Origin of the sequence: Nonomuraea sp. NPDC049419 (assembly GCF_040676995.1) — a bacterium.
Classification (GTDB): Bacteria; Actinomycetota; Actinomycetes; order Streptosporangiales; family Streptosporangiaceae; genus Nonomuraea; species Nonomuraea salmonea.
In genome coordinates this window covers 115169-128359 of the sequence record NZ_JBFAQB010000006.1, presented here as the reverse complement: position 1 = coordinate 128359, position 13191 = coordinate 115169, and the positions used below count along the sequence as shown (strand labels likewise).

The window sequence follows — 13191 nt, the reverse complement described above, 5'->3', positions numbered from 1 at the left end:
CGGCTGCCCGGCCTGCTCGACCTCCTGGCCAAGGAAGCGAAGGCCGGCGGTGCCGCGTCCGATCAGCCGCAGGCGGCCACGTGGCATGACCGGTCTTTCGGCACCCGGCCTGTGGGACCTCCGGCCCTGCCCGACGTCGAGGTGACGACGCTGCTGGAGGAGAGGACGCCCGCGACGGTCCTGCGCGAGCAGGCCAAGGCGGCCATCGAGGTGGTGATCGAGGTGGTGATCGGCAGCCGCGGGCCGGGCATGCTCGACAGCGCCGTCCTGGGCTCGGTCAGCGACCACGTCGCCGGCCACGCGGACGCGCCCGTCGTGGTGGTCCACGGCGATCAGCGCCCCGCCTACGGGCAGGTCGTCGTGGGCGTCACGGTGACCCAGGACCTCCGCTACGCCGACCAGGTCGACACGCTCGTCCAGGCGTCACAGGAGTACCGCACGCGGGGCCCGTCCACGGGCGAAAGTCCCGACCTCGCCCGTAGACCGGCCACCCGGCAGGGGTCAGGCGCCGCCCCGGATGGGCAGGTCGGCGATGTCGTCGTGCTTCCACGCGCGATCGTCGCGCACGGCGACCACGCCGTCGATGTTCTCGGCCAGGCGGACGGCGGTGACGGCCTGGCTGCGCTCGTCGTACGTCCCGGAAAGGGTGACGACGGCGTCGCGCACGCGGACGTCGGCCTTGACGTGCAGGGCCTCGCGCACCTCGCGTTCGATGTCCTCGTCCGGCCGCAGGAAGACCTTGATGAGGTCGCGGCGGGTCTTGCGCCTGCCTTTGGGGTGACGGAGCCGGGCACGCAGCGGAGGCCGGCAGCCCTCGCGGTAGTACTGCTCCCTGAACTCCTCCTTGCGCAGCAGGTCGGCCTCCGACACCATGCCGAGCACCTGCCGGTCGTCGTCGATGACCGGCACGGCGCTGACGCCGGCCGCGATGAGCGTCTCCGCGATCTCCTTGAACGGGGTTGCGGCGGATACCGCGACGCCCTCGGACATGACGGGCCTCTCCCTCGACGTCGTACCTTTCCTTCCGAGGCTCGTGACCCAGAGGGTTGGCGGGCAGAGCCGGGACGGCCCGCCTCCAATACCGAAGATCCCTGCCTGTCCACGCTGGTCCGACTTATCGTGAAATAAGATGCTCGCATTCCTCCCGGAAAGGGGGCAGGATGCGCGACTTCTATGCGACGGTGGCGCAGGTGCTTCCCGTCGTATTGCTGGCTTTCGTCTGGGACTCGAAGTATTTCGACGGACTCTCCGAGCGGCAGCGAAACGTCCGGTTCTGGACGCTTGAGCGGGTCCGTATCTATGCCTTATCCGTGGCCACGGTCATCATCGCGGACCTGGCGGTCTGCCTGCTCGTCCTCGCCGGGACAGTGCCGGATTCGGCGGGGCTGCGGGGCGTCGTCATCGCAGGCGTGGCCCTCGGGCTGGTCAGCCTGCTGTACCGCATCCTCGCCACGATCATCACGAACACTCGCCCGGTGGATCGGGAGGGATGAAGGGTGCGGCTCAGGCACGTCGTGGTGATCGTTCCGGGCATTCTCGGGAGCGTCCTGCGTGACGAACGCGGCACGCGCGTATGGGGCGGGCTCCCAGAAGGGCTTCGCCGGCTGCTCCAGCCGGGCGCACTCGACATCGACGTTCCGCTTGAACCGGTGACGCTGATGCCGACGATCAAACTCATCGGGAAAACGCTGGCACCGGGATACGACAATCTGGTCAAACGCCTCCAGAACGCCTTTTCGAACGCGAAGGTCGCCACGATCACGCCGGGCGGAGGCGATGGCTCGTCCGGAAATATCCTGCTTTTTCCGTACGACTTCCGTGCGGGTGTCGCGGCTGCCGCCGAGCACCTGGCCCGGGCGATGCGGGATCGTCTCGGCCCGCCGGAGGACAACCGGCGGCGCGTGATCGTCATCGGGCACTCGATGGGCGGGCTCGTCGCCCGGTACTGGCTGGGGCCACTCGGCGGCGCCCCCTGCTGCGCGTCCCTGATCACGGCAGGAACACCGCACCGGGGAGCGCCGAAAGCCCTGGACTGGCTGTGGAACGGCGTCGGGGCGGGAGCCGTACGCGACCCGCGGCTCACCACGATCATGCGGCGCTGGCCGTCGGCGTACGACCTGCTGCCCCGCTACCGGACCGTCCTGACCGGGAAACTGACGCCCGGCCTGGAACCGGGCGCCGACCCGGCGGCGCTCTACCCGGCCGCACTGCCATGGCCGGACCCCGCCCAGGCCGAGCACGCGCGCCGCGCGTACGCCATGCACGAGGACATCCGCACCGCCTGGGAAGAGCTCGGCGAGCACGCGCCCGATCTGCAGCCGCTGTTCGCGCCCGGCCACGCCACGCCCGGCCGCAGCACGCTCAAGGACGGTCGCCTCAAGGTGGAGAAGGTGAACGCCGAATGGCTGCCCGAGCCCGAGCGCGGCGGCGACGGGACCGTGCCGTGGTTCTCGGCCCTGCCCATCGAACTGGACGCGCAGCGGTCGCGGTGGCGGCCCGTCCGGGACCGGCACCTGCCGATGGCGTCCAGCCCGGCGATCCTCCAGACGCTCGCACTCCTGTCCGGCGCATCAACCTCCGCGACACGCGGGGACACGGTTGAAGGGCCGTGGCTGGGCCTCGACCTGGACGAGACGGTCCCGGCGGGGACGCCGGTGCCGCTACGCGCCCGCTGGCACGGCGAGGCCGCCGCGGAGGAAACTGCCGTGGAAGCCCGCATCGCCGGTCAGGCCGTGCCCGGCGTGCCGACGGACGCGGGCGTCTGGGAGTTCGGCCTTCCGCCCCTGCCGCTCGGGGAGCACCGCGTCGAGGTCATCGCTCAAGCGCCCGGCCGGGATCCGGTGAGCTGCGCCGATGTCATCGGAGCCGTCGAAGAGGAGACCTGAGCCATGAGCGGATGGCTGCGCTGGCCGAGGGACTCCGCGCCCGGGCTGCTCGCCGCGTACGTGCAGCGGGGCGTCGTCGGCAAGATGCTCGGCGACAACCGCCCGGCTCCCGGCGCGGGCCCGCGACTGGACCGGGCGCGAGCCCTGTACGAGGCGTTCACCCGGCGGGACATCACCTACGCGCACGAGGACCCGGCGAGCGACACGGCCGGCCAGGCGATCAGGACACCGGGCGAGGTGCTGCTGCACCACCGCTGCGCCACGTGCCTCGACATCGCTGTCACGTACGCGGGCGGGTGCCTGGACGCCGGCCTGCATCCCCTCATCGTCATCGCCGAACCGGCCACGGCCGGGGGAGCGTTCCATGCGTTCGTCGTCGTGTGGCTCGGCGGGGAGTACCAGCGTCCCGTGTCGTTCGACTATCCGCTGACGGCTCTCGTCCACCAGGAGATGCCTGCGGAGGTCGCGCCCGTCCAGGAGACGAACGGGACATTCCTTGCCATCGACGTCACCGGCGCGGCACACGGATACGGCGGACGAACCGATCCACTGCCCTGGAAAGACGCCGTCACGGCGGGCGCCGAGCTGTGCGGACGCTGGAGCTTCGCGGTCGACGTCGGGCTCTACGAGGGGGACGTCCTCCCGCAGCCGGCGACACCCGCGAACGACCCGCTGACGCCCCCGTACTACAGGGCGCGGACGAGGACAGGACCCCTCGCTGAACTCCAGGCGCGAAGAGGACGTATCCCGTTCGCGCCGCGCGAAGAACTCGACCTGCTCATCGACTGGTGCGAGACCGCCGACCCGCAGAACCGTACGAAGGTCACGATCCTGCACGGCCTCGGCGGAGCCGGCAAGACCCACCTGGCGGCCGAACTCGCCGCGACCATGGCCGGACAGGGCTGGCACACCGGCTTCCTCATCCGCAAACCCGACGACGTCCAGCTCGCCTGGCTGGGGCTGCTCGTCTCACCCCTGCTCGTCGTCGTCGACTACGCCGAAGCCGTGAAAGCGGAGGACGTCAACGCTCTGCTCCGAGCCGTCCGGGGCCGAGCCGCTCCCACGCGCGTCGTCCTGACGGCACGTCTCATGGGCGACTGGTGGACGGACATCGAGGGTCTCCTGTCCGCCGACGACCACGATGTCGCGGTCTCACCCCGCCCCTTCGAACCGTTGCACCCGGCACCCTGGCGCGTCTTCCGGCTCGCCTACCGCGCCTTCACCGGCCACGACCGCACCGCCCCCTCACCGGCGGACCTCCCGCAACCGGCCCCATGGACGACGCTCGACCTCGTCCTGCACGCCTGGCTCGCCGCCGAGGGCGTCCGCGACCTGCCGCGCGGCCACGCCGACCGCTACGAAGAGGTCATGCGACGAGAGATCGCGTACTGGCAGGAGACCTACCGCGAACGGCACGCGAGCGACGTGCCATCGAAACACACGTTCTGGTCGCTCGGGGCATGCCTGGCGCTGCTGTCCCCGCGCGAGGAGCGCGTACCGGAACTCATCACCGAAGTCCTGGGCATCGACGACCGGCTCGTACGGGACCATCTGGCCGACCTCGTCGAAGAGATGCTCCACACCGAGTCCGAGAGCGAAACGGTCTCCATCAGGCCCGACCCGATGGGCGCCCACCTTCTCGTACGCCCCCACCCCCGCGACCCCGAGTTGTTCGACCGCTGCATCGACGCGGCGACGGACCTGGAATTCGCCTTCGCGTGCTTCGCGATCTCCCGCGCGGCCCAGAACGACCACGAGAAGGCGCGAGATCTCGCAGCCGCAGCGCTCGACCTCCGGCGAGATCTCTGGCGGTTCGCCTATGTCGTCGCCGCAGCTCAGGGCGGCCCGTTCGTACCGGCTCTCGAAGCCCTGGCTCGCGAGCCCGACACACCCCTGCCACTTGCGGATATCGCCGAACGGATCCCGCTCGGCCACAGCGCACTCGGCGAACTCGCGCTGATCGCCGCGCAAGCGCAGGTGTCAGAGGAAGCCGAGACCAGCGAGCGAGCCCGGACTCTCAAGAGCCTTGCCATCCGTCAGGCCGCCGCTGGACACGTGACCGCTGCCCTGGCGACCATTCAGGAAGCCGTCACTCACTACCGCGAGCTGGCCGAGGCGAACCCCGCCACCCACTTGCCTGATCTGGCCATGGCGTTGAACGTTCTGTCGGCCCAGCAAGCCGGGACCGGGGATCGGGCCGGTGCGCTGGAGTCGATCCAGGAAGCCGTCGCCATCGACAGAACTCTGGTCGAGACGGACGGTGCTGCTTTCCTGCCCGATCTGGCCGCCTCGTTGCACAATCTGTCCGCTTCTCGGGCGGAGTGCGGGGATCGGCTGGGTGCTTTGGAGTCGATTCAGGAAGCCGTCGCTCTCCGCAAGACCTTCGTGCAGACGAACCCCTCTGGCTACCTGCCCGACCTGGCCGACTCGCTGCACAGCCTGTCGCTGCGCCGGTTGGAGTGCGGGGATCGGGACAGCGCTCTGGAGTCCGCCCGGGACGTCGTCGCTCTCTACCGCATGCTGGCCGAGGCGGATCGCGCTGCCTTCCTGCACGACGTGGCGAACGCGCTGAACACCCTGTCCATCGCGCAGTCCGCGACCGGGGACCGGGTCGGTGCGCTGGAGTCGATCGAGGAGGCCGTCGCCATCCACCGGACCCTGATCGAGGGCAACCGCGCGGCCTCCCTGCCCGACCTGGCCATGTCGCTGCACACCCTGTCGAACCGGCAGGCCGAGTGCGGGGACCTGGTGCATGCGCTGCAATCGATCGAGGAAGCCGTCGCCGTCCGCAGGGGCCTTGCCGAGGCGAATCCCGCTGCCTCCCTGCCGAAGCTGGCCGGCTCCTTGAACAATCTGTCATCCGTACAGGCTGGGTGCGGAGATCGTGACAGCGCGCTGGCCTCGATCGAGGAAGCGGTCACCATCCTGAGAACGCTGGTCGAGACGAATCGCGCCGCCTTCCTGCCGGAACTGGCCGGAGCCCTGAACAACTTGTCGAGCGAGCGATCAGCGAACGGAGATCGCGCCGGGGCCCTGCGGTCGGTCCAGGAATCCGTCGCTCACTATCGTGAAGTGATCGACGGCAACCGTGACGGCTTCCTGCCTCACCTGGCCAGCGCCCTGAACACCCTGTCGAGCCGGCAGTTCGAGACCGGCGATCGGGATGGAGCCCTGGAGTCCAGCAGGGAAGCCGTGGCTCACTATCGCGCATTGGCCGAGGCTAATCGCGAGGCCTTCCTGCCCGATCTCGCCATGTCCTTGCAGAACATGTCGGTCCAGCAGTCCGCGGCTGGGGACCGGATCGGCGCGCTGGAGCCGATCCAGGAGGCCGTGGCTCACTATCATGCGCTGGTCGAGGCGCAGGGTTACGCCTTCGTGCCCAGCCTGGCCGGCGCACTGAACACCCTGTCGAACCGGCAGGCCGAGACCGGGGATCGGCAAGGTGCACTGGCGTCGGTCCAAGAAGCGGTCGGCCTTCGCAGGGCCATGGTCGAGGTGAATCGCGCAGCCTTCCTGCCCGACCTGGCCATGTCTCTGCACACGCTGTCGGCCAGGCAGGCTGAGTGCGGTTATCCGGATGGGGCCCTGGAGTCGATCCGGGAAGCCGTGGCTCACTACCGCGCGCTGGCCGAGGTACATCGGGCCGCTTTCCTGCCTGATCTGGCGGCCTTGCTGGGCAGCCTGTCGGCTCGGCAGGCCGCGACCGGGGATCGGGACGGTGCTCTTGAGCCGGCCCAGGAAGCGGTGGCCATTCACAGGGCCTTGGCCGAGGTGGATCGGGCTGCCTTCCTGCCTGGCCTGGCCGAATCGCTGCACACCCTGTCGAACCGGCTCGCAGAGCGCGGGGACCGCGACGGAGCCCTGGCGTCGATCCAGGAGGCCGTCACCCACCTCCGTTCATCGCGGAAGGGTGGTGCCTTTCTGCCGGAATTGGCCGGCATGCTGAACACCCTGTCGGACCGGCAGGCCGAGTGCCTCGACAGAGGTGGTGCCCTGGAGTCGATCCGGGAGGCCGTCGCCCACTTGCGTACCTTGGTCGAGACGAAGGGCACCGCCTTCCTGCCCGAACTGGCCGGAACACTGAACAACCTGTCGGTCCGGCAGTCCGACGACGGGGAACTGGACGGTGCCTGGGCGCCGATCCAGGAGGCCGTCGCCCACTGCCGCGCGTTGGCCGAGGCCGAACCCGCCGCCTTCCTGACCGACCTGATCAGGTCGCTGAACACCCTCGCCGCCCTTTCGGAAAAGCTGGGACGGGGCCGCGAAGCGACCGGTGTCTGGTCGGAGATCGCATCGGGACTTCGGCCAGGAGCACAAGCGGAGTGCCTGGCGCATCTCGTGGCCCGGCAGTTCGCCGGCGGGCGTCGCTCGGCTGCGGTGAAGACGCTCACCCGGGCCGTACAGTGCGCCGATGCGGATGAGGACCCGCAGTGGCGCGGCCGAGCGCGGCGCGCCCTGCAACGCGTCGGAGCCCAGCTAGCCGCAGAGGACAAGAAACCGGAGAAGTGGCCGTCCTGGGTCGTGTCCGACCTGAGCGACGAGGAGATGGAACGCCTCAACCGCTGGCTGACGGCGGCCGACTGGGAGACCAAGGCCGCGTACCTCCGAGCCGAGTACACCACGCTGTCCGGAGAAGACGGTCGATCCGCCCTAGACCTGGCTCAAGCCTGGTACCCGGAATTTCCCGGGCTGCAAGAGCTCTCCGGCCTACTGGACGCCATCGATGACGGCGGCCTCGATCAGGTCCTCGACCTCCTGACCGCGCACAACAGGCGCGTGCTCCTGACCCGTGCCTGGCTGAGCAGTGCGGACTGGGATCAGTCGCGGGCGTTCCTCCGCGAGAACAGCAAGGAACTGGCGCACCTGGAAACGGTGGCGCTGCTCAAGGGCACCGAGGACGAGATCGCGCACCAGCACGCGGCCATCCTGGAACTCCTGGAATCGTTGGAGCTGGACGAGGTCTTCGACGCCGTGACGGACGTGACCGTGGCGGCCGATCACGGGTACCGCTTCCTGGAAGCCGGCGCCTGGATCAAGCTCGCCCCCTTGTCACGAGCAGTTCCGCACCTGATGATGACGCCGTTCGTGTCGCCGTTCCTGGCAGCCGTAGCCGCGGTCCTCAGGGGCACGCCCGAGGACGGATCCGACCCGGAGGCGTGGATGCGTACCGCCGCCGAGGCTGCCACGGACACGCAGCGCCGGGCGGGCGTGGCGCGCTTACGGCGGATGACCCGCCGCTTTCCGCAGCAGGCCGCAGCCTTGGAGCGGCTCACAGCGCTGCTGGAGGCGGAGCCCGCCGAGACGTGAGCGGCGGCGACCCCGGCGTGACAGCCTGGAAAGTGGAATGGTCCCGAGAGGAGATCGTCGAAGCGGCCAGGACGTGTTTGCTCCGAGCCGGCGCGATAACGGACGGATTCTCCGGTGTCGGTGCCGTCGCGGAGCCGGACAGCCTGGTAGTGGTCTTCCGCTGGCGGCGGGATCCGAACGTGTACGCCGTCGACGTCGCATTCCCGACCGAACTCGTAAGCCCGTGGACCGGCCTGCCAGTGGCCTCGGCCGACGAATGGGCCGTCGAGGCCCTGTCCCGCCTCGCCGAGGACCTCGCGACCGGCTTGGTGAGCCGCGGCCGCCGGAAGGTCCGCGACGGCTACGTCGTGCTGGACCCCACGACGCCCCCGACGTCTCTCCTCCTGGGTCCCACCTCGGCGAGGTCCCCTCGAAGCCCGTCCCCTCCTGCTCGCGGCGCCCGCCTGGGGCCTACGTGACCTGGGGATCTGCAGAGGCCCTGGTCCCGCTGCCCGCGTCCGAGACCGGGTCCTGGCTGGCCGATGCGGGCATGGACGTGAGCGTTCCCCACCGGCTGATCGCCGGGGACAGGCTCGCCTTCTGGCTGCAGGCGTACGTGAACAACTCTCGCGGGCACCCTTTCGTCGGCCATGCGGCCGCGTCCTGGGAGAACGCGCGACACACCACCGCACGTCTCGAGGTGGTCCACACCACGCCCGGCGTGCCGACGGAGGTACGCGGCGCGCTGGCGCGGTTCGCTCGGTGACCGAGGACGGCGCTCTGCACGTGGTCACCGCCCTCAACCTCCCCGAGCTCGACGAACTGGGCTTCCGGCCCGTCCCCGGGGGCGGACTCACACTCAATACCATCGACACCGATGCGCCGGAATTGATGTGAAGGGCGCGAAACTAACCCTTCAAACGCTCAAGCCCAGCCGGTTCGACGATGAAGAATCCGTCATGGGCGGTACACGTGCCAGGCGGCTGAGTCAGAGTGGAGATCCCAGGGACGGGTGGTGTGAGATGAGGCGGATAGTCCGAGCCGACCGCCGTGAACAATGCGCCCTCGAAGATCTGTCCAACGTGGGGAATTTCGACGCCTCGCCTGCCGTCTGATGCCCGGACCGGATTCGTCCCCTCGGGCCACAGCGGAACCAGCGTCCTGAACTGCCGATAGTGATCGCCATGCCTCGTCATCACAAGGCACGACTCACCTTCCACCCACTCGAGCCGTGCCGTCAACGGCATCAAGGTGGAGTAGAACTCCCCCTGATAGACAGCGATAAGCGGGTCAGTGCCGATAACAGCATGGCACACCTTGCTCGACGGGCACAGCGTAGGCAAGGCGGTCGCGAATGATCCACTTTGGTGGGCGTCTGCGGTGCAGGCCACTAAACTCACGGCCGCCGCGAGCGTAGCAGCGGCTGCGGATAGTCGTCTCACGGGGACAACCCTTCTGACGTGGGATGCCTGGATCGTCCTATAGGGCGATCCAGGCCCCCCACGCTACTCCTTGTCCCTTTATTCTCGATTCCAGATCCTGTAGCCGAAGGCGTCGCGGTACACCGCCACGTGGCTGTACGCGCAGTACAGGCCCGTCTCACCCGCGAGGGCGCCCTCTCCGACGACGATGCCATATGCGGTGAAGCCTGTAGCCGGGCCTCCCATGAAAGCGGGACCACCGCTGTCGCCACCGTCGCACTTGGTCCCGGCGCGCTCATTGGTGACGTAGAGATTGTCTGCGGTGCCGTTGGACCAGTTGGTTCTGCGTACAGTGCCACAAGTGGTCCCGGTCTTCTTCACCGTAGTCGCAACAGGTCGTCGAGGCGAAATATTTATCCGGCATCTCGAAACGTGAGTACGAGGCGGTCAAGGAAATTCTAGGAATAGAGGTGGCCGCTCCGGTCGCCAATCTTAATACCTGCTGATCGGCGGTGATGTCAGCCTGGGCCTCCGGTCGCGCTTCGACACCCGAATCCTTGCATATCAGGGGAACCTTTTCTCGTGTTCTAGAGCACGACTACCGCCCCGGCTGAATAGCTGAGGCCAGCAACAATGGCCACGACACCAGCCTTGGCCGCTACTGGTCCTCGAGGATGCGGCCGCGCAGCATCGTCTCCATGACCTTCATGAAGCGCTGCGTCCTGGCGGGGCCGATGATAAACGGGTTCTTCGTGGCCCCCGCGCGGAGTTGCTCGATGCGGGTCAGGCCGTAGTCGGCGCCGCCGTGGTTGTTCAGCTCGACGTCCACGCCGGCCTTGCGCATCGCGACGGCGGCCGTACGTACGGAGGACAGGTACGTGCGCTTGGCCGCCGTCGTGGCGGGCGGGTTGGTGCCGCCCCACAGGATCGCGGTGTGGCGGCGGCCCTTCCAGCGGACCGGGAAGACGGGCGAGACGGTGCCGGAGGTGTGGCCCGGCGTGTGGTGGAAGACGATCGTGGTGTCGCCGAGGGTCAGCCTCTGGCCGTCGGCGATCTCCAGGTCGCGCTTGGGGGCGTGCTCGGGGCGCTCGGCGGCGATGAGGTCCCAGTCGGCCTTGTGCATCATGACGCGGGCGCCGTACGTGTCCGCGAGGCACTGCGCGCCGCCGAAGTGGTCGTCGTGACCGTGGGTGGCCACGACGTACTTGATGTGGGCGGGGTTCACGCCCACATCACGCAGACCAGGGACGATGATCTTCTTGGCGTCGTCCGGTGAACCCATCGCGTCGATGAGGACGACGCCCTTCGACGTGAGCAACGCCGTGGCCTGGACGAACGTCGTGCCGACCACCGCGACGTCGTCGAAGATCTTGAACGGCTTGACGGGCTGTACGTCCGGCATCTGCAGACCGGGGGAGAGCGCCTTGACCAGGGCCTTCAGCACTGGGTCGTCGCCGGCGAGCTTGGCCGCGCGGTCGTAATAGTCCTGCGCGGTCTTGGGCGCGGCCGATGCCGGGCGCGCGCCTCCCGCCAGCGGGAGCAGGGCGGCGGTGGCCAGCACGGTACGACGGGACGGCATGAACGAATACCTGCTTTCTCGACGACGGTCCGGACAGCGAAGCAGACCTCGTTTCCGCATGTCCAATAGCGATCTTCATCGCCGACCGATAAGGGAGTCGATATCAAGCCAGGTCGGACACGATCTCCACCTCAGGGTGGAGATCCACGCGGACTCATGCCGCGGGTTGAGGACACTCCGCAGAAGCGCCACTAGCGTCACCGGACGTGATCTAGGAGGTGCCATGCACATGGACAAACGTCAGCTCATCAAGGACCTGCTGTGGGACGTCGGCCTGCCCGCCGTGATCTTCTACCTCTGCCGCGCGCTCGGTCTCGAAGCCCTCCCTGCCCTGGCCGTGGGCGGGCTCGCCGCCCTGGCGAGGGTGGGTTGCGTCGCCGCCGCACGCCGCAGGCTGGACGGCCTCGCCGCCCTCGTCAGCGCCACCTTCGTCCTGCTGCTCGCCGCGTCGCTGCTCACCGGCGACCCCAGGATCCTGCTCGCCAAGGAGTCGATCCTGGCCGGCGCGGCGGGCCTGCTCCTCGTGGGCTCCTGCGTCATGGGGAAGCCCGTCGTGTACGCCGTCATCCGCCGGCTCAACGACGCCGAGTGCTGGGAGGAGCGGTGGCGTACCGAGCCCGCCCTCCGCCGCCACGTCACCACGCTGAGCCTCGTCATGGGAACGGGGCTGCTCCTCGACGCCGTCGTCCGGGTGGTCCTCATCTACCTGCTGCCCATCGACACCATGGCGGGCCTGTCGATGGCGCTGCACGTCGCCACCCTCGCCCTGCTCGCGGTCTGGGTGCTCTGGTACCGCGGCCGCCGGGTCACCAGGTGACGGGCAGGCTTTTCACGCCGTAGATGTCGGCCATCTCCGGCCGCAGAGCCACCTCCTCGGAGGGTACGGCGAGGCGCAGCGTCGGGAAGCGGTTGAACAGTGCGGGGAACGCGACCCGCAGCTCCACCCGGGCGAGCTGCTGCCCCAGGCACTGGTGGATGCCGTGGCTGAAGGCCAGGTGGCCGCCGTCCTGGCGGCGCAGGTCCAGGGTGTGGGGGTCGGGGAAGCGGTCGGGGTCGCGGTTGGCGGTGCTGAGGGACAGGATGACCATCGTGCCGGCCTCGATGGTGTGGCCGGCCAGCTCCACGTCCTCCAGCGCGACCCGGAAGAACTGCTTGGCCACCGACAGGTACCGCAGCAGCTCCTCGACGGCCGAGGCCGGGTCGGCGTGCAGGGCGGCGAGCTGGTCGGGGTTGCGCAGCAAGGCAAAGGTGCCGAGGGCCAGCATGTTGGCGGTGGTGTCGAAGCCGGCCGACAGCAGGATCAGGGCCATGCCCTGCAGCTCCTCGTCGGTCAGGTCGCCGTCGAGCAGGTCGCTGAGCACGTCGTCGGTGGGGTGGGCGCGCTTGGCGGCCACCAGCTCGGCGAGGTACTGCTGGGTCGCGACATAAGCCGCGATCAGCTCGTCGTCGCCGGCCTCGCCGCCGAGGAACGCGTCGATGTTCTCCTGGAAGCGGTCCCGGTCCTCGTACGGGACGCCCAGCAGCTCGCAGATCACCATGGCGGGGATGGGCTTGGCGAACGCGGTCACCAGGTCGGCCCCGGGACCGGCCTGCTCCATGGCGTCGAGGTGCTCGGCGGTGATCTGCTCGACGCGTTCGGTGAGCTGCCGCATCCTGCGCACGGTGAACTTGCCGACCAGGGGCTTGCGGTAGCGGCCGTGCCGCGGCTCGTCCATGAGCAGGAACTCGCCGGGCGGCGCCTCGGGCACCTCGATGTCGCCGTAGTCGACGAGCGGGTGGTGGCGCATGAGCTCCTTACGGGAGCTGAACCGGGGGTCGGCCAGGATCTGCCGGGCCAGGTCGAAACCGGTGACCAGCCACCCCTGGTGCCCGTCGGGGAAGGGAAACCGGCTGATCGGGCCGTGCTCGCGGGCTTCGAGCAGTTCCCTGGGCGGGTCGAACGGGCACCCTGACGGGCGTTCTGCGGGCATCGACGGCAACGTGTGCATGATCGTCCTTAGAAGAGTACTTCGTGTTGCTA

Annotated in this window: 10 protein-coding genes and 1 pseudogene; 8 read left to right on the top strand and 3 right to left on the bottom strand. The window is 68.9% G+C overall.

Annotated elements, in window-relative coordinates:
* Positions 1-111: 111 nt before the first annotated feature.
* Positions 112-267: pseudogene (locus AB0K12_RS20290) on the top strand (hypothetical protein); the annotation flags it as partial.
* Positions 268-501: 234 nt separating this feature from the next.
* Here AB0K12_RS20290 and AB0K12_RS20285 read toward each other — a convergent pair.
* The gene (locus tag AB0K12_RS20285; RefSeq protein ID WP_364563052.1) at positions 502-990 is read right to left on the bottom strand and encodes a CBS domain-containing protein; all 489 of its coding nucleotides are present in this window, start codon (positions 988-990) and stop codon (positions 502-504) included.
* A 170-nt stretch (positions 991-1160) separates the two neighbouring features.
* Between AB0K12_RS20285 and AB0K12_RS20280 the strand changes: the two genes are divergently transcribed.
* From AB0K12_RS20280 to AB0K12_RS20255, 6 genes are read left to right on the top strand one after another with little or no spacing between them, the layout of a single operon-like run.
* Complete coding sequence (locus AB0K12_RS20280; protein ID WP_364563049.1) at positions 1161-1493, top strand: hypothetical protein; 333 nt, start codon at positions 1161-1163, stop codon at positions 1491-1493.
* Between the two features lie 3 nt (positions 1494-1496).
* The gene (locus AB0K12_RS20275; RefSeq protein WP_364563046.1) at positions 1497-2885 is read left to right on the top strand and encodes a hypothetical protein; all 1389 of its coding nucleotides are present in this window, start codon (positions 1497-1499) and stop codon (positions 2883-2885) included.
* 3 nt (positions 2886-2888) lie between these two features.
* Positions 2889-8192: a hypothetical protein gene (locus AB0K12_RS20270; protein WP_364563043.1), complete on the top strand. Its 5304-nt coding sequence runs from the start codon at positions 2889-2891 to the stop codon at positions 8190-8192.
* Positions 8189-8650 (top strand): hypothetical protein, encoded by a 462-nt coding sequence (locus AB0K12_RS20265; RefSeq protein ID WP_364563041.1) that lies wholly within the window; start codon positions 8189-8191, stop codon positions 8648-8650. Before AB0K12_RS20270 ends, AB0K12_RS20265 begins: the two co-directional genes overlap by 4 nt.
* Positions 8647-8937: a hypothetical protein gene (locus AB0K12_RS20260; protein ID WP_364563038.1), complete on the top strand. Its 291-nt coding sequence runs from the start codon at positions 8647-8649 to the stop codon at positions 8935-8937. The genes AB0K12_RS20265 and AB0K12_RS20260 overlap by 4 nt, the downstream gene beginning before the upstream one ends.
* Complete coding sequence (locus tag AB0K12_RS20255) at positions 8934-9068, top strand: hypothetical protein (protein ID WP_364563035.1); 135 nt, start codon at positions 8934-8936, stop codon at positions 9066-9068. The genes AB0K12_RS20260 and AB0K12_RS20255 overlap by 4 nt, the downstream gene beginning before the upstream one ends.
* Before the next feature lie 1182 nt (positions 9069-10250).
* Here the strand turns inward: AB0K12_RS20255 and AB0K12_RS20250 are convergent.
* Positions 10251-11171: an MBL fold metallo-hydrolase gene (locus AB0K12_RS20250; RefSeq protein WP_364563033.1), complete on the bottom strand. Its 921-nt coding sequence runs from the start codon at positions 11169-11171 to the stop codon at positions 10251-10253.
* A gap of 229 nt (positions 11172-11400) precedes the next feature.
* Between AB0K12_RS20250 and AB0K12_RS20245 the strand changes: the two genes are divergently transcribed.
* Positions 11401-11988: a VC0807 family protein gene (locus tag AB0K12_RS20245; protein ID WP_364563031.1), complete on the top strand. Its 588-nt coding sequence runs from the start codon at positions 11401-11403 to the stop codon at positions 11986-11988.
* Here the strand turns inward: AB0K12_RS20245 and AB0K12_RS20240 are convergent.
* The gene (locus AB0K12_RS20240; protein WP_364563028.1) at positions 11978-13159 is read right to left on the bottom strand and encodes a cytochrome P450; all 1182 of its coding nucleotides are present in this window, start codon (positions 13157-13159) and stop codon (positions 11978-11980) included. The genes AB0K12_RS20245 and AB0K12_RS20240 overlap by 11 nt on opposite strands.
* Between the last annotated feature and the right edge of the window lie 32 nt (positions 13160-13191).

Coding starts and splice junctions, on each gene's coding strand:
- AB0K12_RS20250 (WP_364563033.1), bottom strand. CDS start 11,171: ATGCCGTCCCGTCGTACCGTGCTGGCCACCGCCGCCCTGCTCCCGCTG.
- AB0K12_RS20240 (WP_364563028.1), bottom strand. CDS start 13,159: ATGCACACGTTGCCGTCGATGCCCGCAGAACGCCCGTCAGGGTGCCCG.
- AB0K12_RS20280 (WP_364563049.1), top strand. CDS start 1,161: ATGCGCGACTTCTATGCGACGGTGGCGCAGGTGCTTCCCGTCGTATTG.
- AB0K12_RS20285 (WP_364563052.1), bottom strand. CDS start 990: ATGTCCGAGGGCGTCGCGGTATCCGCCGCAACCCCGTTCAAGGAGATC.
- AB0K12_RS20245 (WP_364563031.1), top strand. CDS start 11,401: ATGGACAAACGTCAGCTCATCAAGGACCTGCTGTGGGACGTCGGCCTG.
- AB0K12_RS20270 (WP_364563043.1), top strand. CDS start 2,889: ATGAGCGGATGGCTGCGCTGGCCGAGGGACTCCGCGCCCGGGCTGCTC.